We start from the raw sequence: 20,966 nt of genomic DNA, 5'->3' as shown, positions 1-20,966 counted from the left end.
GCCTCCCCCGTAGCGGGCCGTTGCGGGATTGACGCGCGGGCCGCAGCCATTATCTCTGCAAGGACCTCCCTGCGGCCGCTCCGGCCCCATCTCCCAATCAAGAAGGCACGCCTCCATGCCCAGAGAACTCGTCATCAAGACAGCGCCCATGCCTGCCCGTCCCACGGGCACCCTCGTCATCTACGCTGCCGAAGGGGCGGCGCCGGCCGATGGCGGCACGGCGGTCTGGGCCGCAACCGGGCTCGACTGGGCCGAGGTCAGCGAAGCTGCAGGGTTCAAGGGCAAGCAGGGACAGGCGCTCGATATCGTCAAGCCCGCCGGCCTCGAAGCGAGCCGGTTGCTCGTTCTCGGTTCGGGCATGACCAATGGCGACGCCCCCGCGTCGGCTACCGCATGGGCCGACCGCGGTGGATCGCTGATGGGAAAGCTGCTGGCGCTGAAGGCTGAAGCGGCAGCGGTGGTGCTCGACGGAATCGATGCGACCCCGCAGCTCGTCGCCGAACTCGCCGCCGGCCTGCGGCTCCGCCACTACCGGTTCGACCGCTACAAGACCAAGCCCAAAGACGACAATGGCGGCCCCGACTCCCTGACCATCACCCTGCATGTCTCCGATCCCGCCGCAGCCGACGCGGCCATCGCCGAACGCGGCGCGGTGGTCGAGGGCACGCTGCTCGCGCGCGAACTCGTCAACGAGCCGCCCAACGTGCTGGGCCCGGTGGAGTTCGCCGAACGTGCCGGGCGCCTTGCCGACCTCGGCGTCGAAATCGAGATCCTCAAGCCCTCCGACCTCGAAAAGCTCGGCATGGGCGCGTTGCTCGCGGTCGCGCGCGGCTCGCACCGTCCGGCGCGGCTCGTCGTCATGCAGTGGCAGGGCGGCAAGAAGAAGGAAGCCCCGATCGCCTTCGTGGGCAAGGGCGTGGTCTTTGACAGCGGCGGCATCTCGATCAAGCCCGCCGGGTCCATGGAAGACATGAAGGGCGACATGGCTGGCGCCGCCGCCGTTACCGGCCTCATGCACGCGCTCGCCGCACGCAAGGCGAGGGTCAACGCAGTTGGCATCATCGGGCTGGTCGAAAACATGCCCGACGGCAACGCCATGCGCCCCGGCGACATCCTGACCGCCATGTCGGGCCGCACCATCGAGGTCGTCAACACCGACGCCGAGGGCCGGCTCGTGCTCGCCGACGCCCTCTGGTACGCGCAGGATCGCTTCAAGCCCAAGGCCATGATCAACCTCGCGACCCTCACCGGAGCGATTCTCGTCGCCCTCGGCCAGGATCATGCCGGGCTCTTCTCAAACGACAACGACCTCTCCGAACGGCTCGCCAAGGCGGGCCTCGCTTCGGGGGAAAAGGTCTGGCGCATGCCCATGGGCCCCGCCTACGAGAAGATGATCGAGAGCCGCTTCGCCGACATCAAGAACACCGGCGGCCGTCACGCCGGTTCGATCACCGCCGCGCAGTTCCTCAAGCACTTCGTCAACGACGTGCCCTGGGCCCATCTCGATATCGCCGGCGCCGGCATGGCGACCAATTCCAACGAGATCAATGTGAGCTGGGCCCCGGGCTTCGGCGTTGCGCTGCTCGACCGGCTCGTGCGTGACAATTACGAGGCCTGAGCCGCGCTCCAGGTGATCGAGGCGCGATAGAACGCCTCGAGCCGCCCCAGATCGGCGGTCTCGACGATCGTGACCTTCGGGGTGCCGAGGCGCCCCGAGGGATCGACCACCGTCATCCCGCGCGTCAGGCCGGGCGCCAGCGCCACGTCCATGCTCGCCTCGAGCGTGCCGGTGACGATCGAGGGATCGATGACGACGGCCGCAGCGAGCGGATCGACGAAGCGGAACACGTCCTGCCCGCTCCAGCCCTTGGTCATCTTCATCGCGTGGTGTGCCAGCGCTTCGGAGAACCGCCGCTCCGCGCTGTCGCCGAGCCCCGCGAACAGCGCCAGCATTTCGCTCGCCGGCGTGAAATGGGTCGTGCACGGCTCCCACGGCACCACGACCGTCTCGATCTCTGCCCCGAACACCACGCTCGCCGCTTCCGGATCGGCATAGATGTTGAACTCGGCCGCCGGCGTCGTGTTGCCGCGTCCGTTCACAGTGCCGCCCATGATGGTGAGCTGCCCGATCCCCGCAACGATCCCCGGCTCCAGCCTCAGCGCGAGCGCCAGATTGGTGAGGGGCCCGATCATCAGGATGTCGATCCGCTCGCCCCGTGCCGCCGCAGCGCGAAAACTCTCGCGCAGGAACATGACGCCGTCATTGCCGGCGACTGGAGCCGCGCGGTCCGGCCGCGGCGCACCGCCAAGCCCGTCCTCGCCATGAATGTACTTGGCGTCCACCACCGGCTGCGTCAAAGGCCGGTCCGCACCGGCATGAACCGGGATCGAAACGCCCGCCACCGCCAGCACGTCCAGAATGTTGCGCGTCGCAGCCTCGAGCCCGACATTGCCGAACACGGTCGTGATCGCGTCGGGCGCCTTGCCGTTGGCCAGCAGCATCAGCAGCGCCTGGGCGTCGTCCACCCCGCCATCGGTATCGAGGATCAGTTTATTGCCTGCGCGGTCGGTCATTGGCGCATCCTTCATAATCGTTTTATTTGGTGGGCGCCCCTATGGCACGGGCCGCACCGTTCGCGCCAGCCCGCGCGCGCGCCTGCGGCAAGAGGCGCAGGCTTTCCCGCGTCGTCCGGGCGTGGAATAAGGAGCCATGGCCGAGATCCTCTTCTATCACCTCGAAAACCAGCCCCTCGAACGCGTGCTGCCGGTGCTGCTCGAAAAGACGCTCGAGCGCGGCTGGCGGGCGGTCGTCGAGGTGGGCTCGGAGGAGCGTGCCGAGGTGCTCGACACTCATCTCTGGACCTGGCGGGACGACAGCTTCCTGCCCCACGGCCGGGCCGGGGACCCCACCGATCCGCGCCAGCCCATCCTCATCACCACCGGCCCTGACAATCCCAATGGCGCGCAGGTGCGCTTCTTTGCCGATCGGGCGGTGCCGCGTTCGGGCGAGGGGTATGAGCGGATCGTCTACCTGTTCTCCGGGCACGATCCCGATGCGGTGGCCGAGGCGCGCCTCGCCTGGCGTGCGCTGGGGGCGGGCAATGCACTCACCTATTGGCAGCAGGACGAGGCGGGGCGCTGGGCCAAGAAGGCCTGATGGGCGCCTAGGCGCTCATCGCCTCTTCGTATTCGGTGCTCATCTCGAGCCATTTCTCTTCGCCTGCCGCGATTTCCGCCTCGACCTTCGCCTTGTCGACGCCGAGCGCGATGGTGCGCTGCTGGTCGCCCGCATAGGTCGCTGGATCGCCCAGTTCGCGCTCGATCGCCTGGCGCTTGCGCTTCAGCCGCGCCAGATCGTCTTCGATCTGCTTGATCGACTTGCGCAGGGGCGCCAGTTCCTGCCGGCGCTGCGCCGCCTCCTGCTTCTCGCGCTTGCGGTCTTCCTTGGAGAGCCCGCTAGTGCCGCCCCCGCCACGCGCGCCGTTCGATGAGGTCAGCATGCGCTGATAGCCGTCGAGATCGTCGTCGAATTCCTTGATCGTGCCGTCGGTCGCGATCCAGATCGTGTCGCAGGTGGTTTCCACCAGATGCCGGTCGTGGCTGATGATCAGCACCGCGCCATTATAGTCGTTGAGCGCGTGCACCAGCGCATCGCGGCTGTCGATGTCGAGGTGGTTGGTCGGCTCGTCGAGGATCAGCATGCCCGGTCCCCCGAAGGTGATGAGCCCGAGCAGCAGCCGCGCGCGCTCGCCGCCCGAAAGGTTCTTGACCAGCGTGTCCATGCGCGAGCGCGACAGCCCCATCTGCGCGAGCCGGCTGCGGCGCTTGGATTCCATGTCCCGCGGCATCAGGTCGACCATGTGCTCGAGCGGGGTCTGCTCGGGGCGCAGCTTGTCCATCTGGTGCTGGGCGAAATAGGCGACTTCGAGCTTCTTGCCCCGCCGCAACTCGCCTGCCATCGGCTTCAGATCTCCCGCAAGGAGCTTGGCGAAGGTCGACTTGCCATTGCCGTTGACCCCGATGAGCGCGATGCGGTCGTCCGGATCGATGCGGTTGGTGATGCGGGAGAGGATCTTAGTGTCGCCATAGCCTGCAGCCACGTTCTCGAGCGTGATCATGGGCATGGCCTGCTCGTCTTTGGGCTGCTCGAACCGGAACGGCGACGAATACTCGTCATACATCGCCTCGGGCGGGCGCAGCTTCTCGATCCGCTTCATGCGCGACTGGGCCTGCTTGGCCTTGCTCGCCTTGGCCTTGAAGCGGTCGACGAACTTCTGCATGTGCGCGATCTGGTCGAGCGTCTTCTCGCGGCTCTTGTTGGCGAGCTCCATCTGCATGCGACGGGTCGCCTCGAACACGTCATAGGCGCCCTTGTAGTAGGTCAGCTTGCCGTGTTCGAGATGGATGATCGAATCCACCGCCTTGTTCAGCAGGTCGCGATCGTGGCTGATCATGAAGACGGTGTAGGGATAGGTGGCGAGGTATTTCTCGAGCCAGAGCGTGCCTTCGATGTCGAGATAGTTGGTGGGTTCGTCGAGCAGCAGCAGGTCGGGCTGGGAAAAGAGCACGCCCGCGAGCGCGACGCGCATGCGCCAGCCGCCCGAAAGGGTGGAGCAGGGCGCCATCTGCCGGTCCTGCTCGAACCCGAGGCCCTTCAGGATGGTCGAAGCCCGCGCTTCGGCTGTATGGGCATCGATGTCGGCGAGGCGCATGTGGATCTCGGCGATGCGGTTGCCGTCCGTCGCCATCTCCGCTTCCTCGAGAAGCGCCGTGCGCTCCTTGTCGGCCGAGAGCACCATGTCGAGCACGCTGTCCTGGGTCGCCGGTGCTTCCTGCGCCACGCCGCCGATACGGGCCTTCTTCTGCACCTCGACGCTCCCGGCGTCTGGCGCGATATGCCCCTGGATCAGGTGGAAGAGGGTGGTCTTGCCCGAGCCGTTCTTGCCGACGAAGCCGGTCTTGGACCCAGTCGGCAGGGTGACCGACGCCTCCTCGAAAAGCGGGCGGCCCTGGATGCGGTAGGTGAGGTTATTGATGCTGAGCATGGCAAATCGTGACGCAGCCCCGGGCGGGCTCGCGCGTTCCTGTTCTCGGGGTGCGGAACGCCAGATATCGTGCCTGAAAGGAGAAGTCCAATGCCCATTGCCAAACTCAGCCTTGCATCCGTCGCGGTGCTCGCCCTTGCCGGCGCCGCTTTCGGTCAGGATGCGCCGACGCTGCGCGACCTCGATGCCGACCGGATCGGGCCCGAGGAGGTGCGCGTCGAGTTCGAGTATGACGGCAGCGCCTGCGAAGAGGTGCAGCCCGCCGAGATCGGCGAAAACGTCGACGGCACGCTCGCCGTGACATTCTCGGCGGTCAGCACCGCCGAGGTCTGCACCATGCAGATCGTCGAGATCGAGGTCGAACAGACCATCATGGCCGACGAAACCGTTTCGCGGCTCGAAGTGACCCTGCGCGGCACGAATGGCGAGGTCTACGCCACCGGCACCACCGACATCGATGATGACGACGATGACCACGACGATGACGATGACGATCGTCGCGATAGCGCGCGGCCGACGCCCTGATCGCCATAACGAGTGAAAGGGGCGCCAGGCGCCCCTTTCTCCGTGTCGGGCCGCGGGCTCGTCTTGCCTCCGTCACGACCTGAGGCTACAAGGCGCCACCCTTTCGGACCCACAACAAGGACCATCACATGGCTCTCGAGCGTACCTTCTCCATCATCAAGCCCGACGCGGTGCGCCGCAATCTGATCGGCAAGATCATCGCCAAGTTCGAAGAGAACGGTCTGCGCCCGATCGCAATCAAGAAGATCCACATGACCCGCGAGCAGGCCGAAGGCTTCTACGCGGTCCACAAGGAACGCCCCTTCTTCGGCGAACTGGTCGAGCAGATGATTGCTTCGCCGGTTGTCGTGCAGGTGCTCGAGGGCGAGAACGCGATCCTCAAGAATCGCGAGATCATGGGCGCGACCAACCCGGCCAATGCCGAGCCCGGCACGATCCGCAAGGAGTTCGCTCTCTCGGTCGGCGAGAACTCGGTGCACGGTTCGGATGCGCCCGAAACCGCGGCCCAGGAGATCAAGTACTTCTTCTCGGACGACGAGCTGGTCGGCTGAAATTAACGTGACCGGACGTTGAGAGGGCCGCCTTCGGGCGGCCCTTTTTTGTCGTGAGGGTGATGGCTCGGGGCACCCAGAAGCAAGAGCAACTCTCCCGCATGGCCCAGCCGCCAATCGTCGTCACCGGAGCCGATGCCCCCTTGGGCAAGGCAACCGCCTTCGCGCTCGCGGCGCGCGGCATTCCGCTCATCCTGATTGCGCCCGAAGGGCAGGCGGGCCGGGACGCGCAGGCCGAACTCGTTCATGGCTCGGGCAATCCCGATATCGCTCTCGAACTCGCCGACCTCGCCGATCCTCTGGAGCTTCGCGAGGCCGCAGAGCGCATTCTCGCGCGTCATGCCCGGCTTGCCGGCTTCGTGCATGCCGCGGTCGCGCGCTACGAGACCGAGGGCCATACCGCCGCCAGCATCGAGATGACCCGGGCGGTCAATCACCTGGCGCCATTCCTTCTGACCTATCTTCTGCTGCCCCCTCTGGCTGCAGAAGCCGGGTTTTCTCCCGAAGGCAAGACCGGTGACCGGCCGCCGGGGCGGGCGCGCATTCTCGTTGCGACCTCTCCACGGCATGCGCCCCTGGCCCCGGCCACTCCTTTCGATCCCGACAGGGCCTTCGCTGCCGCCCAGTTCGCCAATGTGCAGATGGTGTTCGAGCTCTCGCGCCGCCTCGACGGCAGCGGCATTACGGCCAATGCCATCGTGCCGAGCCTTGCGGCGCCCCGGCTCGAAGGCCTCGCCCGCCGTTGGCGCCACAAGGGTCCCGGGGCAATCGCGCACAGTCTTGCCAGAAGGCGGGCAGGGCAGGGCGAGCGGGTGGCCCATCTGGCCATCGACAGCGGGACCGGCGTGCTCAACGGCGCCTATGTGGTCCGCAATCGTCCGGCCCGCGCCCATCCCGCCGCCTATGACGAGGCTGCGGCGCAGCGGCTCTGGCAGGAGAGCGAAATCGCCTTGGGGATCGGTCTCGTCGAGGCCTGAACCCCGTTCAGGCGGCGTCGTCGGCCTTGGCGCGCGCGACCGTCTTGGCCAGCGCCGCGATCTCGGCGCCGAAGCGCTCGCGTCCAGCGGCAGTGTGCTGGGGCCAGGAGTTGAACTGGTCGAGCAGGGCTAGGAACCGTTCGAGCTCTTCGGCCGGCCACTGGCCGAGGAAGTCGCCCATCAGCAGGTTCTTGTAGGCGCGCACGGCTTCGACCACCGCCTTGCCGCGCGGCGTCAGCGCGATGATGGTCCGGCGCGCATCGGCCTGCGACACCGCTCGTAGCGCATAACCCGCCGCCACCATCTCCGAGACGATACGGCTTGCGCGGGACGGGTCGATCATCAGCCGATCCGCAACCGTCGCGACCATCACTTCGCCCGTCGGCGCCGGATCGAACATGCCCTCCGGCGCGTCGATCGCGCCCAGCACGTCCAGCTGGGCCAGATCGATCTCCAGCCCGAGATCCTTCAGCGCCTGGTGCACGAGGTCACGCCGCACCATACGACGGCGCCACACCTGGAGCATCCCGTCGATCCGGGCGGTGGCGGCAATCGCTTCGGGCGTCAGCCCGGCTGCTTCGAGCAGGGCGATGGTCTCGGCGCTATGCGGCATGGACGGCCATCTCCTGGAACTGAACGCTGCGTCGCGAATTGCGTGCTATTGACATGAAAGTGCTGATAACAGATATCTGTGGGGCTGACAACAGCCGGACCCCGCCGGGCCGGCCGTGTCGGCTTTGTGCGCTTCGCGGCAATGGGTCGGTCCCGCACGCAACCAGGAGTAGCTGATGTCCGCCCCCAGCGTGCAGGAAACCGAGACCGTCGACCAGCCGGTCGGCCTCATCATCTTCGCCATCGCAGCGGTGCTGCTCCTCGCGGCGATCGGCCAGACCATCGTCTCGACCGCGCTTCCGGTCATCGTTGCCGAACTCGGCGGGCTCGACCATCTGACCTGGGTCATCACGGCCTATCTGCTCTCGGCCACGGTCGTTGCGCCGATCTACGGCAAGCTCGGCGATCTTTATGGCCGCAAGATCGTCATCCAGAGCGCCATCGTCATCTTCCTTCTGGGCTCCGTCCTTGCGGGCATTGCGGGCAACATGACGGTCCTGATCCTCGCCCGCGTCATCCAGGGCCTCGGCGGCGGTGGTCTCATGGTCATGGCGCTGACCGTCGTTGCCGACGTCCTTCCCGCCCGCGAGCGCGGCAAGATCCAGGGCCTGTTCGGCGGCGTCTTCGGCCTTGCCACCATCATCGGGCCGCTGCTGGGCGGCTTTCTCGTCGAAAATCTGTCCTGGCACTGGATCTTCTTTGTCAACCTGCCCCTGGGCGTGCTTGCGCTCGGCGTCATTGCCTTCGCCCTGAAACCCAAGGGCAATCGCACCGAACGCAAGGTCGATTATGCAGGCGCGGCACTCCTGACTGCAATGCTCAGTTCGGCGGTACTCTACACCAGCCTCGGCGGCAATACGCTGCCATGGGGTTCCGCCCCGATGCTCGCCCTCATCGCCATCGCCATCGCCTCACTCTTCGGCTTCATCGCCGTCGAGCGCCGCGCCGCCGAGCCGATCCTCCCGCTCGGCCTCTTTTTCAACAACACCTTCCTCATCACCAACACCGTCGGGTTCATCGTCGGCGTTGCGATGTTCGGGGCCATCACCTTCCTGCCGCTCTATCTGCAGGTCGTGCAGGGCGTCAGCCCCACCGAATCCGGCCTCTACCTGCTGCCGATGATGGCCGGCCTCATCTCCACCTCCACGCTTGCCGGCGTCGTGATGAGTCGCACCGGCCGCTACCGCCTCCTGCCGATCCTCTCCACCGGCATCCTCGCCATCGGCATGCTGCTGCTCTCGACGCTGGGCACCGAAACCGCCATGCCCATGGTGGCGCTCTACATGTTCGTGGTCGGCATCGGGCTCGGCCCGGTTATGAGCATCGGCGTCACCGCCGTGCAGAATGCCGTCCCCGGCCCGCAATTGGGCGTCGCCACCGCCAGCGTCCAGATGTTCCGCCAGATCGGCGGCTCCATCGGGGTCTCGGCCTTCGGCGCGGTGTTCTCGGCCGGGCTCGCGAACCGCCTCCGCGCGGTCCTGCCTGGCGGCGGCACGTCCGGCTTCGATGCCGTTTCCATCGCCGCCATGCCCGAAGGCGTCCGCGATACCGTGCTCGCCGGCTTCGTCGCCTCGCTGCAGCCGGTCTTCCTCATCGCCGCCGGCGCGTCGGTGATCGCCTGCCTGCTCGGCTTCCTGATCGTAGAGGTTCCGCTCGCCACCACGCTCCGCCAGGAGCCCGAAGCCGAGTTCGAGGCCGAGGAAGCCGCGACCGCCGGCATTGTCGGCGGCCCGATCACTGAAGGCGGTTCAGGCCGCGCCTGACCGCCAAGCCTCGCGCGCGCGAATGCGGCAAATCGGCAACGGTTCCACGCCGCTCCTCGCGCTCGCGTTTTTGTGACTAGAATGTGGCCCCGGACTGCCTCAGGATTCAATGCGTTGAGTGGCTTGCGTCTCCCACTCCTCGCAATGATACCCATTTGCCGCCGCAATTGCGACGGCCAGCCGGAGACCCAGATGATCTTCAAGATTTCCGAAGTTGCCGCCACCCTGACCCTCGTGGTCTGCCTGCTCGCGGCCAAGCACGTTCCCGCACTGTCCCATCTGCCGCTCAGCCAGGCGACCGGGATCGTGTGCTTCAGCTTCGCGATCTTCATCGCCCTCCGCCTCTTCCAGTTCGAGCTCGCGCGCCTGCGCCGCGAGTGACGCGGCGCCATCGGGGGCTGGCATCGCAGGGTGGGGCGGCATATCCTGCCGCTCCGCCAACCCTTCCGGCCCGATGATGAACAAACCCGCCGATCTGCGCATCGCCCGCTCCGTATGCCCCCATGATTGTCCGTCCACCTGTGCGCTCGACGTCGAGATCATCGATGGCCGCACCATCGGGCGCGTGCGCGGGGCAAAGGACGATCCCTATACCGCCGGCGTCATCTGCGAGAAGGTCGCGCGCTATGCCGAGCGGATTCATCATCCCAGGAGGCTTCTGCAACCCCTTCGCCGCGTTGGTGAAAAGGGAGAAGGCCAGTGGGCGGAGATAGGCTGGGACGAGGCCTTCGACGAGATCGTCGCCCGCTTCGAGGCGATCGCCGCCGAGCACGGGCCTGAGGCCATCTGGCCCTATTATTATGCCGGCACCATGGGCCATGTGCATCGCGACGGGCTCTCGCGGCTGCGCCACGCCAAGGGCTATTCGCTCCAGTACGACACGATCTGCACCGGCACCTCCTGGCCGGGCTACATTGCCGGCACCGGGCTGCTCACCGGGCCCAATCCCGAACAGATGGCCGAGAGCGACGTCGTGGTGATCTGGGGCACCAACCCGGTCCACACCCAGGTCAACGTGATGACCCACGCCATCCGCGCCCGCAAGGAACGCGGCGCGCGCATCGTCGTCGTCGATATCTATCGCACCGCCACCATGGAGCAGGCGGACCTCGGGCTCATGCTGCGTCCGGGCACCGATGGCGCGCTGGCGCTCGGGGTCATGCATGTGCTCCTGCGCGACGGGCTTGCCGATCGGGCTTTCCTTGCGAGCCATACCGATTTCGACGCCGAGATCGAAGCCCATCTCATGGAAAAGACGCCGGACTGGGCGAGCGCCATCACCGGCCTCCCGGTCGGCGAGATCGAGGCGTTCGCGCGGCTCGTCGGCGAAAACCCCCGCAGCTTCTTCAGGCTCGGCTACGGCTTCACCCGGCAGCGCAACGGCTCGACCAACATGCATGCGGCGCTCTGCATCCCTGCCGTCACCGGCGCTTGGCGTCACCGCGGGGGTGGTGCGTTCCACTCCAATTCCGGCAGCTGGGCGCTGGACAAATCGATCATCACCGGGCCTGAACTGGCGACCCCTGGGGTGCGCTCCCTCGACATGTCCGAGATCGGCGCCGTACTGACGGGGGACCCGGCGGCGCTGCGCAACGGCCCGCCCGTCAAGGCGCTCTTCATCCAGAATACCAATCCGGTGTCGGTGGCGCCCGATCAGACGCGGACCCGTGAGGGGTTCTCGCGGCCCGATCTCTTCACCGTGGTCCATGAGCAGTTCATGACCGAAACCGCCGAGATGGCCGATATCGTCCTGCCGGCCACCATGTTCCTCGAACACAATGACTATTACACGCGCAGTGGGCACAACCGGGTGCTTTTCGGTCCCGCGCTGTTGCCGGCCCCCGGCGCGGCGCGCTCCAATTTCGATGTGGTCAACGAACTCGCCCGCCGTTTGGGGGTGAGCCATCCGAGCCTTGCCATGACCGACAGGGAGATGGCGGCCGAGACGTTCCGACGCTCGGGCTATCCTGCGCTCGAAAGCTGGGAAGCCGAGGGCTATCTCGACCGGGCGCGGCCCGATCCCGAAACCCGCTTCGCCGACGGCTTCGCCTGGCCCGACAAGCGTTTCCGTTTCCGGCCGGACTGGGAAGCCACGCGCATTCGCAGGGACCTCAAATGGGTCTGCGATCCTGCCGAGATGCCCGCTCTTGTCGACTATTGGCCGATCAACGAGCAGGCGACACCCGAAACGCCGTTCCGGCTCGCCACGAGCCCGGCGCGGGCCTTTCTCAACTCCACCTTCACCGAGACCCCCGGGTCGCAGAAGCGCCACGGCACGCCGACCGTGTTCATCCGGCCCGACGACGCAGCTGCCTGCGGCATCGTCGATGGGGCTCCGGTTACCCTTGGCAATCATCGGGGCACCGTGGAGCTGACGGCGCGATTTTTCGATGGCCTGCAGCAGGGCGTGCTGATCGCCGAGAGCATCCACCCCAACAAGGCCCATCGCGGGGGCAGGGGGATCAACACCTTGATCGGTGCGGATCCCGCGCCCCCCTTCGGCGGGGCCGCCTTCCACGATGCGTCGGTCTGGATCAGGCCCTCGGTTCAGTCATAGGTGGTCCAGAAGAAATAGGCGGTGAGCCCGACCCCATAGACGATGATCAGTCCGCGCAGCACGCCGGTCGGAACGAGATGGGCAAGCCGCGCCGCCCCATAGCCGCCTATGGTGATGCCGATCAGGGCGATCGAGCCCTCATACCAGGCAATCGCGCCCTCTGACGCAAAGCGCGCGACCGCGACCAGCGCGACGATGGCCGACATCCAGAGCTTGAGCCCGTTCATGGCGTGGATGTCGCGCAGGCCTGCCAGCGCAAGAAACGCCAGGAGCAGTATGCCGAGCCCGGCATTGAAGAACCCGCCATAAAGACAGACCAGTGCCAGAAGGCCGGCAAGCACGATCGTGCCGGCGCGCTGCATGGAGAGGCTGCCCGCGGCCCGTCGCGCCATCCAGGCATTGATCCGCCCGCCGAATGCGAAGAGCGTCACCGCAAAGCCGATGAGCCAGGGCACGATCAGTGCGAATTCGGCATCCGATACGCGCAGCAGCAGCTCGGCTCCCAGAAAGCCGAACACCAGCGCGATCAGCGTATAGAGCGTCAGCCGCCGGCGCTCCGCCCGGATCTGCGGCCAGAACCCGATGGCTCCGCTCGCATAGCCGGGCAGTGAGGCATAGGTGTTGGAGGCATTGGCGAGGACTGGCGGTACGCCGGCCGCAAGGAGCGCGGGAAAGAGGATGAACGATCCCCCGCCCGCAAGCGTGTTGATCGCCCCGGCGACGAGGCCGGCGGCAAGAAGAAGGATTTCGGTCAAGGCGTCGATGCTCGCTGTGGTGAGGCGGCGCACACTACGCCTCGGTCGGCCCAAGTCCAGCCGCGAGACCCCGGGCCTTGACTTTTTGTCGCACCAGCCACATCTACCTCTCCGGTTGCTGGCACCCGCCGCTCGCCGGACTTCGTCCGATGGTGAAGCCCAGCCACGCCCCAGCGCGTGACCGCAGACATGATCGCTCCTTCGCTAGAGGCGGCTCATGGCAAGGCGAGCCCCATGAACGAACCGCCTCTTGTTGCAAGAGAGGATCTTCTCATGACCTATTCGATCGATACCCCGTCCCGCACCACGCTCAAGGCCGAGGCTCGCGCCCTGCGTGACCAGCGCTCACGCGCCGGCACGCCGATAGGGCAGGGCGCCGCGCTCGAGGAAATCGCCCATCGTCACGGCTATCGTGACTGGAACACCGCCCATGCGGCCTTGCCCGATCGCGTGCCGACGCCGGTGCAGGTGGGCCAGCGCGTGAAGGGCACCTATCTCGGACAGCGCTTCACCGGCCTCGTGATGGGCGTGCAATTGCTCGCGGACATGCAGCACTACACCGTAACCGTGCATTTCGACACGCCCGTCGACGTCGTCACCTCGAGCCTGTTCTCGGCCTTCCGCCAGCGGGTCACCGCGACGGTCGATGTCCATGGCGTATCGCCGGCGCGCACCAGCAACGGCCAGCCGCACATGCGGGTGATGCGCGCCTGACCGGCCGGGCTAGGCCCGTTGCCTTGCGCTTCATCGTAAGATGACGATATAGTGGAGGGGTCGCGTCCAGCGGCTCCTCCATTCAGCATTGGATTCCCCATGGCCGAACAGACTCAGCCGATCGACCTCTACTATTTCCCCACGCCCAATGGCCGCAAGGTCACCATCATGCTCGAGGAACTGGGGCTGCCCTATAGGCTCCACCTCGTCCATATCGGGCGCGGCGACCAGTTCAAGCCTGATTTCCTCGCCATTTCGCCCAACAACAAGATCCCGGCCATCGTCGATCCCGAGGGGCCAGGCGGCGTGCCGATTTCCATCTTCGAATCCGCGGCCATCCTCAAATATCTGGCGCAGAAGTTCGGCCGCTTCTATCCCGCCGATCCCCGCGAGCAGGTCGCGGTCGACGAATGGCTCTTCTGGCAAATGGCGAGCTTCGGCCCGATGCTGGGGCAGAACCACCATTTCGCGCTCTATGCGCCCGAGAAGATCGAATACGCCATCAAGCGCTATCGTGACGAGACGCACCGGCTCTACGGCGTCCTCAACAAGCGCCTCGACGGGCGCGATTACGTGGCAGGTGACTATTCCATCGCCGACATCGCCATCTTCGACTGGTCCAATGGCTGGGAACGCCAGGGAATGGACATCGCCGAGTTCCCCAATGTCGCCGCATGGAACGCACGGATCAAGGCGCGCCCGGCCGTGGAAAAGGCTCTCGCCATCCAGGTCGATCTCGATGCAAAAGTGGATCTCTCCACCGACAAGGATGCGCAGGCGGTGCTCTTCAACCAGCGCAGCCGCTGATCTTGTAGAACGAAGATCGCATCTGCATCGTGGGGCCTATTGCTCCACGATGCGCACCCACTCCTCCCCCCGACAGATGATGTTGTAGAGAATGCATCCGTTGAGCTTGAGCACGTCGGGCCCGAGCACTTCCACATAGCCCGAATAGGTGTTGCCGTCCTCGGGGTTGTAGATCTCCCCGTCGAAGATATGCGCCTGCCGGCCTGGCCGCAGCGTCAGGATCCGAAGGCCCATGATCGGCCTGTTGCGCAGGGCCGGATCCTTGTTGAGCGCATCGGTGAAGCTGCTCTCCATCGCCACCACGTCGCTGCCATACTGCGCAATGATGTGTTCGGGCACGACGATCCGGGAGATGTGCCCGCAATAGCCCTCGGGGCAGGGGGCGATCGTCAGCTCCGACTGCGAGACGGTCATCCAGACCCCCTCGAGCACCGATTGTTGCGCCTTGGCCTCGCCGAGCGCCAATGGCGCCATCACGGCAACCGCCGCCGCCGCTGTCCGCCATCCGGCAGCGCTCCGCGCGTCCAAACTCTCACTCATGACTGTCTCCGCAACGGCCACTCCGACCCGTCCGTCGAAGCAGCTCACGATGAGCTCGATTCGCGCCCGATTTATGTCGGGCTCATAGCCTCAGAACCGATAGCCGGCCGACAGTCCGAAATTGTTGATGCCGTCGTTCCGGTCGCCGCACAGATTGGCGTGCGAGATGTGTTGAAATTTTGCAAGAATGGTAAAATTGTTCTCTAAGTTTGCACCGAGTGCGTACGAATAATGGAAGCCGAACGGGCATCCCAGATTGCGCAGCGGCCGCTCGGCACCATCCAGCGCCCCGTCATGGATCCCGACGCCGAGCCCCAATTCGGCAAAAAGCGGCGTCTCGAAGACCGGCACCTGCCAGTTGAGCCCGGCATGCAGCACGCTCTCGCGCCCCTGCACATTGAGCACGCCGCCCAGTTCCAGCCGCGGCGCACCCAACCAGTCGATTGACGCAAGGTCTTCTGAATGAAAGAGAAAATCGACCGTCAGGCTGTCCAGATTGTCGGTGGTGAAGGTCTCGAGATCGGGCGCGAACCAGGGCAGGAGCTCGATCCCCGAGATCGCTCCGCCCACCCGCACTTCCGAAAGCGAGACCGGATCCTGCCCCTGCGCGGGCAGGGCAAGCACAACGAGCGCGCCGAAGGCGAGGGATAGGGCAGGGATCGTTCTCACGTCGGGGCCAGTCGGTCGGGGGGAGGACTGTCCTGATTTTCCCTGCTTTTCCGCGCGTTTGCAAGATGGCCTGGCCTCAGCGTCCGCTGCTGAACGCAAAAAACATCCTCAAATCCACCAAACCCCCTTGCCCCCCCGCTACCCGGCCATGTATCAGCGGCCTCGGAGAGGTGGCCGAGTGGTCGAAGGCACACCCCTGCTAAGGGTGCAGATGGTCAAAAGCTGTCTCGAGGGTTCGAATCCCTTCCTCTCCGCCACTTGCCCTCGCGAAAGCGTTCTCCCGATCCGGCTGCGGCCGGATTTTCTCGTTGTTTGCGAGGGTTATGCAGGATGGGCTCAGCACCGGCCCTCGTGCCGATGGGGGCGGGAACCGTCTCTTAGGGCCGATATTCTCCAGAGCTGATGACTGCCACCATCTGGTGTTCAGCCCGCAAGCTGCTGATCGTCCTATGCATTTTCGACTGGCGGCAACTGGTTGGCTTCGGGTTCCTTCCGGCCTTCCATGGCCCTTGCGTCGAAATCCTGCTTTGCGGCGAGCCTTATACCCGGCAGCCCATGCCAAAACCGAAGAGCGGCCGCAAGGGGGCCGATTCCCGACAGTCTGGTCTTGGCGCCGAGGACCGAATAGCTGCCGTAAAGCTGAGACTGACCTCAACGGCGGCTTTGCGCCCCCATGCATGAACCCGCTTCGCGCCATGCGCCCACAAGCCGGTCTCGGGCCATAACGTCGTATGCGTCCTCATAGGGCGCATTTGGATCGCTTGTCTGCGCCCCAGCCTGCGGGACGAATGCGAGGGTCGGCAAGGCAAGCGCACAGATGAGCGCGCAATTTTTCAACCACGGCATCGCCGTTCAACAGCCTATCATACTTCCCCCACTTCCAGAGCGCCGACACGGGGCGCCCAGAATTCCCCGCCTCAATCGGCCTTGCGCAGTGCGGTATCGAATATGCCCTTAACCTGCCGGCAGTCGCTCGTGTCAGGCTCCGCAAACATGCTATCCCTGCGGCAAACGAGAGCCGAGAAGCTGCCTTGAGCAGCGGCAGCCCCGTCTTCCAGAAAAATGGCATCGAGGATGACCTCGGGCGCTGTCCCGCTTTCCTCACTCAGATAGAAGGGCCCGCTCATTCCGTCCGGCCACCAGGAAACGGAGGCGTCCATGATGGTGGCCGAGGCGTCACTGCCCATCAGCGAGACCTCGACAGACAGAACGTTGCGCATGATGCTCTCGGCTTCTGGGTCGTGAGCCTGAATGGAGATCGAGGTCACCGGGCCAAAGGACCGGACCTCGGCGGTCGATGTTCCCTCGGATGGCACATCGAGCGTTTCGCCCGAATAGTGTTCCCCGTCGATGGTGGCTTCGACTGCGCCGATCGGTGTTCTTGCGATTTGAGCCAGTGCAGGTTGGGCGAAGCACAGGGCGACGCAGATTCCTGCCATGAGAGGCGCTTGGTTCAGATGCATTGAGTAAGTCCTATTTGTGCGCTCAGGGGTACGACCAATCGTCGTGTTCGATACGGAAGATGCGCAGCGGCGCATCGGGCCGGGTGGTGTCGCCGCGTAGTCGGAAGACGGCCGTATGCGTCTGGCCAAAATTCTCGACCTCGACATTAATCGTAATCATGCCCCGGAACATGGGCTGATCGGGATCGGGCACCGGTGTTGAAATGACGCCCTGGAAGTCCTGCGCGCCGATGAGCAGGTCCGCCCCCGGCGGGCGGGAGCGCAGCGCGTCCTTGAAATCGGTGGAGAAAAATACATCGGGCGCTGCCGGATCGAGGTGGCTCTGTCCGATGGCAGGATCGTCGTACTCATAGAGCGCCTCGACGAGCCCACGTGCATGTTCGATCAGTTCGTCACTTGACCACGCGTCAGAGCCGGCCGTAGGCGCGGGAAGGATCTTTTCGACATCCACCACCTCCTCAGGCTCGTCATACGCTCCGCCATCCCCGAACAGGATTTCCTCATCGAAGTCGGCGATCAGGTAACGTAGAGCCACCCAGCCGGACTTCGTCAGGTCGGCGGTGCGCATCAGGCACCAGCGCGGCGGCAGGGCATCGAGTTCTGCTTCGCTCATCACCGAGAAGTGCGCCATTGTGTAGAACGGAACGCAGGTGATCTGCTGAAGATTGCGTTCGTCGTGCGCAAAGGTCTCGATCACCGGATAGTTGGTGCCCGGCCCCATGCGGACGTTGAGCACATCGTTGGGCGCGATACCCATTACCCGCCACGCATCGGGTCCGGATCCATCGATCTCGGCGTGGGCAACGGACGTGAGAAAAGGAAGCGCCAGGGCGATGGCCGCCATAGCGAATCGGCGAGATTGTCTGGCCCCAAACATCGTTATTCCACCTCCACGATCGCGCGGCCGAGAACGGTCTGTCCGCCGATGTCGAGATACCGGACCTCATAAGGGCCCGGCTCGTCCGGCATGGTCAATTCGAGCGTGGTTTGCTCGCCGATGCGATGGGCTTCGATCCAGCTGAAATCGGCCTGATCGGCCCGGGCGAGCGAAATTCGCTGATCGGCGCTGTCGGCGCTCCCGGACCAGGAAACATTAATGGTCTCGCCGGGGCTGGCCTGTGAGGGCACGACCAGGCCCGCGCCATCGTCGAGCGGCGCGTCGGCCCCGACGACTTCGAGCATAAGGCTGGCAACCGTGCGCGCGCCCTCCTGCAGAACATATCTGATTTCGTAGAGGCCGGGCTCGGCAGGCGCATTTAGGTCGCCCTCAAGGTTATCCCTGACACGGATATAATCCTGATAGTTTCCCTCGTCGGCGCCAGCTGGAACGATGGTGATATAGTCCTGCGGGTGAATGGCCACAGACCAACTAATGCGCAGCGGTGTTTGTGCACGCGCAAAATCCGGGCCGTTCAGGATCACCTCAGCCTCAAGGACCTCGATCGAGGTTGACGCCAGCGTCCGGGAACCTTCGTTCAGCACATAGCGCACTTCGTAAAGTCCCGGATCGGCTGGAGCGACCAGACTACTTTCCGTGTCGTCGCGCACGCGCCGGTAACCGGTATAGGTTCCGTCATCGGCTCCGGCGGGAACGATGGTAACATAGTCCTGCGGATGGACAGAGGCCGACCAGGAAACCGAGAAGCTTGCCCCCGTGATGACCGTTTCCGGGGCAGAAATGGATGTCTCAGCCTCGACAACCTCCACCGGCGTTGAAGCCAGCGTTCTCGATCCTTCGTTCAGTACATAGCGTACTTCGTAAAGTCCCGGCTCCGCTGGTGCGACCAAGCTGTTCTCCGTATCATCACGCACACGCCGATAGTTGGTATAGGTGCCCTCATCAGCGCCGACTGGAACGATGGTCACATAGTCCTGCGGATGGACAGAGGCCGACCAGGAAACAGAAAAGCTCGCCCCTGTCGTGACCGCTTCCGGAGCAGAGATGGCAATCTCGGCCTCGACGACTTCCACCGGTGCTGAAGCCAGCGTGCGGGAGCCCTCGTTCAGCACATAGCGGACCTCGTAAAGTCCCGACTCGGCTGGAGCGATCAGACTGTTGTCCGTGTCCTGGCGCACACGCCGGTAATTGGTGTAGGTGCCTTCATCGGCACCATCGGGAACGATGGTCACGTAGTCCTGCCCGTCGATCGTGGACGACCAGGAGACGGTGAAGCTTGAACGGGTGAGCACCGTGGCGGGTGCTTCAAGGTCGATGTCGGCATCGATCTGGGGTTCCGGTTCGGGCTCCGCCTCTGTCACGGGTTCAGGTGACGAGAGTGGCTGAAGGTCCACGACGGTTTGCACATGAGCCAGCGCATCGCGCAACTCATCGGCGTATTGTGCGGGCACGAACACCCCGCCTGTGCTTTCCGCAATACAGGCAAGGCCGGCGTGTTCTTCTTCGGTCAGATCAAAGCCAACAACATGGGCGGTGAAATTGACGCCTTGCTGCGCCAGTTCCGCCGACGGTGCGCAAGGATCCGCCTGGCAGGTTTCCAGGCCATCCGAAATCAGGATCACGGTGGCCTGCGTGTCACGATAGGAAAGCAGCTCGGCAGCCTGACGAACGGCTTCGGTGAGCGGCGTGCGCCCGCGCGGTGTCACCTCGTTGACCGCCGAAATGAAGGCCGGCCTGTCCAGCGGCGACGGTGCAATCAGGGTTTCGATATCCGAGCAGTCGCTTCCGCGCCGGCGCCCGTAGGCAATGAGCCCCACATTCGCGCCTTCGGGCCATGTGGCGATCAGGTCGCCCATGACCTGGCGCGCAATCCCGACCTTGGAGACGCCGCCGATCTGCCCCCACATCGAACCCGAACCGTCATAGACGACCACCACATCCTCGGCCGCCGAGATGGACGGCATGAAGGCTGCGGCGAGCGCCAGCGACAAGACACCGAAACGTCCCATGTTCAACTTCCTTTGTTGCTATCAGGCAGGCTCAGCACTGGCATCGGGTTGAGCCCGACCGCCAAAGGCACGTGCCTTGAGGTCTCGGAATTTCTTGGACATCTGCTCAAGTCGCGCATCCCATTCGGGATCGGGCTGCTGGCCTTCGATGGTCTTGAAATAGACCTGCATCAGGCAGGTGATAGCGAAGGGCTCCAAAACTGCGGCCTTGACGGCCCAGGCGAACAGAAGCGCGAACACGAACCCGCCCGCCGCCCACGCGCCCGGCATCAGGTGGACGACCAGCGCCGCGGGCGCGAGCATCACGAGGAACACCACAAAGCTAAGGAGATAGACGATGATGGCGAGCCACGCGGCGTTCTTGAGCATTACCCTGTAGTTCTGCCCATAGAGCACCAGCGCGTCCTTGGCCGAGCCCCACGGGTTGGTTGAGCCCGTCCTGATGGCGTGGGCAAGGATTACCTCGTCGACGAGCCCGACGGCTACTTGCAGGAACGCATGCAGGATGCCGGTCAACTGCCGGGCGCCCGGTATCGGCAAAATGGTCAGAATACCCCGGACCAGCCCCGTGACGGCCCGCAACACGCCCTTGATAAGCTGGTCGACGGCGAACAGCACACTGGCCTGGGCGAACCGCTCCGTAACAACGACCCTGCCATGCTCAACCTGTGAGCGACCTTCGGGCATCGACTTGCCGTCGATCAGTTCGACAAGCACCGCGATATGACCGGCTTTTACGATGTAGAGGATATATTCGCGCGCCCAGTACATAACGGCCCCGACAAGCCCAAAGCCGATCAGGCCACCCCAGAAGGTCGAGCCTGCCTGAAAGCCGGCGTCGCCCAGGGCACCGACGCCAAAACCGATTCCTGCGCCCATGCCGGTCACAAGTATATAGGCCAGCGTGATCCCGAAATAGACCGCCATCCTGAGCACGACAAAGGGCAGGGTCTGCATCATCAGACCCATCGCCCTGCCAACACTAAAATCCCACATGCATCCTCCGGTTACGCCCCGCTCTGGTCTGGCGAGCGTCCGAAGGTATCTCGTGTGAGACCACGCTTGAAAATAGAGCATATGC

20 protein-coding genes and 1 tRNA gene are annotated in these 20,966 nt (G+C 64.8%); 11 read left to right on the top strand and 10 right to left on the bottom strand.

What is annotated here, in order from left to right; translation table 11 throughout:
* Nucleotides 1–115: 115 nt before the first annotated feature.
* Nucleotides 116–1,618, top strand: coding sequence for a leucyl aminopeptidase (locus EMQ25_RS16235; RefSeq protein WP_127189661.1), 1,503 nt, complete (start codon nucleotides 116–118; stop codon nucleotides 1,616–1,618).
* On the opposite strand, the gene EMQ25_RS16230 is transcribed toward EMQ25_RS16235, so the two are convergent.
* Entirely contained in the window at nucleotides 1,606–2,574 is a 969-nt protein-coding gene (locus EMQ25_RS16230) for a nucleoside hydrolase (RefSeq protein WP_127189660.1), read from the bottom strand. The genes EMQ25_RS16235 and EMQ25_RS16230 overlap by 13 nt on opposite strands.
* A 136-nt stretch (nucleotides 2,575–2,710) precedes the next feature.
* Between EMQ25_RS16230 and EMQ25_RS16225 the strand changes: the two genes are divergently transcribed.
* Complete coding sequence (locus tag EMQ25_RS16225; RefSeq protein ID WP_127189659.1) at nucleotides 2,711–3,157, top strand: DNA polymerase III subunit chi; 447 nt, start codon at nucleotides 2,711–2,713, stop codon at nucleotides 3,155–3,157.
* 7 nt (nucleotides 3,158–3,164) lie between these two features.
* Here the strand turns inward: EMQ25_RS16225 and EMQ25_RS16220 are convergent, their stop codons facing one another.
* On the bottom strand, nucleotides 3,165–5,045 hold the full coding sequence (locus EMQ25_RS16220; protein ID WP_127189658.1) for an ABC-F family ATP-binding cassette domain-containing protein: 1,881 nt from the start codon (nucleotides 5,043–5,045) through the stop codon (nucleotides 3,165–3,167).
* A gap of 90 nt (nucleotides 5,046–5,135) precedes the next feature.
* Here EMQ25_RS16220 and EMQ25_RS16215 point away from each other — a divergent pair, with 90 nt between their 5' ends.
* The 3 genes from EMQ25_RS16215 (at nucleotide 5,136) to EMQ25_RS16205 (ending at nucleotide 7,098) form a co-directional block, all read left to right on the top strand.
* Nucleotides 5,136–5,570 (top strand): hypothetical protein, encoded by a 435-nt coding sequence (locus EMQ25_RS16215; RefSeq protein ID WP_127189657.1) that lies wholly within the window; start codon nucleotides 5,136–5,138, stop codon nucleotides 5,568–5,570.
* A 128-nt stretch (nucleotides 5,571–5,698) separates the two neighbouring features.
* Entirely contained in the window at nucleotides 5,699–6,121 is a 423-nt protein-coding gene (ndk, locus tag EMQ25_RS16210) for a nucleoside-diphosphate kinase (protein WP_127189656.1), read from the top strand.
* 101 nt (nucleotides 6,122–6,222) lie between these two features.
* Nucleotides 6,223–7,098, top strand: a complete 876-nt coding sequence (locus tag EMQ25_RS16205; RefSeq protein WP_158626115.1) for an SDR family NAD(P)-dependent oxidoreductase — start codon at nucleotides 6,223–6,225, stop codon at nucleotides 7,096–7,098.
* 7 nt (nucleotides 7,099–7,105) lie between these two features.
* Here the strand turns inward: EMQ25_RS16205 and EMQ25_RS16200 are convergent, their stop codons facing one another.
* Nucleotides 7,106–7,711: a MarR family winged helix-turn-helix transcriptional regulator gene (locus tag EMQ25_RS16200; protein WP_127189654.1), complete on the bottom strand. Its 606-nt coding sequence runs from the start codon at nucleotides 7,709–7,711 to the stop codon at nucleotides 7,106–7,108.
* Nucleotides 7,712–7,886: 175 nt separating this feature from the next.
* Between EMQ25_RS16200 and EMQ25_RS16195 the strand changes: the two genes are divergently transcribed.
* From EMQ25_RS16195 to EMQ25_RS16185, 3 genes are all read left to right on the top strand, one after another.
* On the top strand, nucleotides 7,887–9,473 hold the full coding sequence (locus tag EMQ25_RS16195) for an MDR family MFS transporter (RefSeq protein ID WP_127189653.1): 1,587 nt from the start codon (nucleotides 7,887–7,889) through the stop codon (nucleotides 9,471–9,473).
* A gap of 192 nt (nucleotides 9,474–9,665) precedes the next feature.
* Nucleotides 9,666–9,854 carry a hypothetical protein gene (locus EMQ25_RS16190; protein ID WP_127189652.1) on the top strand — a complete coding sequence of 63 codons (189 nt, stop codon included), beginning with the start codon at nucleotides 9,666–9,668 and terminating at the stop codon, nucleotides 9,852–9,854.
* A 76-nt stretch (nucleotides 9,855–9,930) separates the two neighbouring features.
* Nucleotides 9,931–12,030 (top strand): molybdopterin-containing oxidoreductase family protein, encoded by a 2,100-nt coding sequence (locus tag EMQ25_RS16185; RefSeq protein ID WP_127189651.1) that lies wholly within the window; start codon nucleotides 9,931–9,933, stop codon nucleotides 12,028–12,030.
* On the opposite strand, the gene EMQ25_RS16180 is transcribed toward EMQ25_RS16185, so the two are convergent.
* Entirely contained in the window at nucleotides 12,021–12,818 is a 798-nt protein-coding gene (locus EMQ25_RS16180) for a sulfite exporter TauE/SafE family protein (protein WP_244606625.1), read from the bottom strand. The genes EMQ25_RS16185 and EMQ25_RS16180 overlap by 10 nt on opposite strands.
* A gap of 240 nt (nucleotides 12,819–13,058) precedes the next feature.
* Here EMQ25_RS16180 and EMQ25_RS16175 point away from each other — a divergent pair, with 240 nt between their 5' ends.
* Together EMQ25_RS16175 and EMQ25_RS16170 are read left to right on the top strand one after the other, a co-directional pair.
* Nucleotides 13,059–13,499, top strand: a complete 441-nt coding sequence (locus EMQ25_RS16175; protein ID WP_127189650.1) for a glyoxalase superfamily protein — start codon at nucleotides 13,059–13,061, stop codon at nucleotides 13,497–13,499.
* Between the two features lie 99 nt (nucleotides 13,500–13,598).
* Complete coding sequence (locus EMQ25_RS16170) at nucleotides 13,599–14,306, top strand: glutathione S-transferase N-terminal domain-containing protein (protein ID WP_127189649.1); 708 nt, start codon at nucleotides 13,599–13,601, stop codon at nucleotides 14,304–14,306.
* Nucleotides 14,307–14,342: 36 nt separating this feature from the next.
* On the opposite strand, the gene EMQ25_RS16165 is transcribed toward EMQ25_RS16170, so the two are convergent.
* Together EMQ25_RS16165 and EMQ25_RS16160 are read right to left on the bottom strand one after the other, a co-directional pair.
* Complete coding sequence (locus EMQ25_RS16165; protein WP_127189648.1) at nucleotides 14,343–14,846, bottom strand: DUF2147 domain-containing protein; 504 nt, start codon at nucleotides 14,844–14,846, stop codon at nucleotides 14,343–14,345.
* Between the two features lie 90 nt (nucleotides 14,847–14,936).
* Nucleotides 14,937–15,515 carry an acyloxyacyl hydrolase gene (locus EMQ25_RS16160; protein WP_158626114.1) on the bottom strand — a complete coding sequence of 193 codons (579 nt, stop codon included), beginning with the start codon at nucleotides 15,513–15,515 and terminating at the stop codon, nucleotides 14,937–14,939.
* 164 nt (nucleotides 15,516–15,679) lie between these two features.
* Here EMQ25_RS16160 and EMQ25_RS16155 point away from each other — a divergent pair.
* Nucleotides 15,680–15,772, top strand: a tRNA-Ser gene (locus EMQ25_RS16155).
* 660 nt (nucleotides 15,773–16,432) lie between these two features.
* On the opposite strand, the gene EMQ25_RS16150 is transcribed toward EMQ25_RS16155, so the two are convergent.
* From EMQ25_RS16150 to EMQ25_RS16135, 4 genes are read right to left on the bottom strand one after another with little or no spacing between them, the layout of a single operon-like run.
* Nucleotides 16,433–16,978, bottom strand: a complete 546-nt coding sequence (locus EMQ25_RS16150; RefSeq protein WP_127189646.1) for a hypothetical protein — start codon at nucleotides 16,976–16,978, stop codon at nucleotides 16,433–16,435.
* Between the two features lie 22 nt (nucleotides 16,979–17,000).
* On the bottom strand, nucleotides 17,001–17,822 hold the full coding sequence (locus tag EMQ25_RS16145) for an SH3 domain-containing protein (protein WP_127189645.1): 822 nt from the start codon (nucleotides 17,820–17,822) through the stop codon (nucleotides 17,001–17,003).
* Nucleotides 17,823–17,857: 35 nt separating this feature from the next.
* On the bottom strand, nucleotides 17,858–19,885 hold the full coding sequence (locus tag EMQ25_RS16140) for a vWA domain-containing protein (RefSeq protein ID WP_127189644.1): 2,028 nt from the start codon (nucleotides 19,883–19,885) through the stop codon (nucleotides 17,858–17,860).
* A gap of 21 nt (nucleotides 19,886–19,906) precedes the next feature.
* Nucleotides 19,907–20,881, bottom strand: a complete 975-nt coding sequence (locus EMQ25_RS16135) for a hypothetical protein (protein ID WP_127189643.1) — start codon at nucleotides 20,879–20,881, stop codon at nucleotides 19,907–19,909.
* Between the last annotated feature and the right edge of the window lie 85 nt (nucleotides 20,882–20,966).

Source organism: Arsenicitalea aurantiaca (assembly GCF_003994485.1).
Classification (GTDB): Bacteria; Pseudomonadota; Alphaproteobacteria; order Rhizobiales; family Devosiaceae; genus Arsenicitalea; species Arsenicitalea aurantiaca.
The sequence above is the reverse complement of the archived record's forward strand: the minus strand, read 5'-3'. Positions and strand labels throughout refer to the sequence as shown.

Excerpts from the sequence above, each read along its gene's own strand:
- EMQ25_RS16200 (WP_127189654.1), bottom strand. The coding sequence starts at position 7,711 with ATGCCGCATAGCGCCGAGACCATCGCCCTGCTCGAAGCAGCCGGGCTG.
- EMQ25_RS16135 (WP_127189643.1), bottom strand. The coding sequence starts at position 20,881 with ATGTGGGATTTTAGTGTTGGCAGGGCGATGGGTCTGATGATGCAGACC.
- EMQ25_RS16235 (WP_127189661.1), top strand. The coding sequence starts at position 116 with ATGCCCAGAGAACTCGTCATCAAGACAGCGCCCATGCCTGCCCGTCCC.
- EMQ25_RS16220 (WP_127189658.1), bottom strand. The coding sequence starts at position 5,045 with ATGCTCAGCATCAATAACCTCACCTACCGCATCCAGGGCCGCCCGCTT.
- EMQ25_RS16225 (WP_127189659.1), top strand. The coding sequence starts at position 2,711 with ATGGCCGAGATCCTCTTCTATCACCTCGAAAACCAGCCCCTCGAACGC.
- EMQ25_RS16215 (WP_127189657.1), top strand. The coding sequence starts at position 5,136 with ATGCCCATTGCCAAACTCAGCCTTGCATCCGTCGCGGTGCTCGCCCTT.
- EMQ25_RS16230 (WP_127189660.1), bottom strand. The coding sequence starts at position 2,574 with ATGACCGACCGCGCAGGCAATAAACTGATCCTCGATACCGATGGCGGG.
- EMQ25_RS16145 (WP_127189645.1), bottom strand. The coding sequence starts at position 17,822 with ATGGCGGCCATCGCCCTGGCGCTTCCTTTTCTCACGTCCGTTGCCCAC.
- EMQ25_RS16175 (WP_127189650.1), top strand. The coding sequence starts at position 13,059 with ATGACCTATTCGATCGATACCCCGTCCCGCACCACGCTCAAGGCCGAG.
- EMQ25_RS16170 (WP_127189649.1), top strand. The coding sequence starts at position 13,599 with ATGGCCGAACAGACTCAGCCGATCGACCTCTACTATTTCCCCACGCCC.
- EMQ25_RS16140 (WP_127189644.1), bottom strand. The coding sequence starts at position 19,885 with ATGGGACGTTTCGGTGTCTTGTCGCTGGCGCTCGCCGCAGCCTTCATG.
- EMQ25_RS16165 (WP_127189648.1), bottom strand. The coding sequence starts at position 14,846 with ATGAGTGAGAGTTTGGACGCGCGGAGCGCTGCCGGATGGCGGACAGCG.
- EMQ25_RS16205 (WP_158626115.1), top strand. The coding sequence starts at position 6,223 with ATGGCCCAGCCGCCAATCGTCGTCACCGGAGCCGATGCCCCCTTGGGC.
- EMQ25_RS16195 (WP_127189653.1), top strand. The coding sequence starts at position 7,887 with ATGTCCGCCCCCAGCGTGCAGGAAACCGAGACCGTCGACCAGCCGGTC.
- EMQ25_RS16150 (WP_127189646.1), bottom strand. The coding sequence starts at position 16,978 with ATGCATCTGAACCAAGCGCCTCTCATGGCAGGAATCTGCGTCGCCCTG.
- EMQ25_RS16185 (WP_127189651.1), top strand. The coding sequence starts at position 9,931 with ATGAACAAACCCGCCGATCTGCGCATCGCCCGCTCCGTATGCCCCCAT.
- ndk (WP_127189656.1), top strand. The coding sequence starts at position 5,699 with ATGGCTCTCGAGCGTACCTTCTCCATCATCAAGCCCGACGCGGTGCGC.
- EMQ25_RS16190 (WP_127189652.1), top strand. The coding sequence starts at position 9,666 with ATGATCTTCAAGATTTCCGAAGTTGCCGCCACCCTGACCCTCGTGGTC.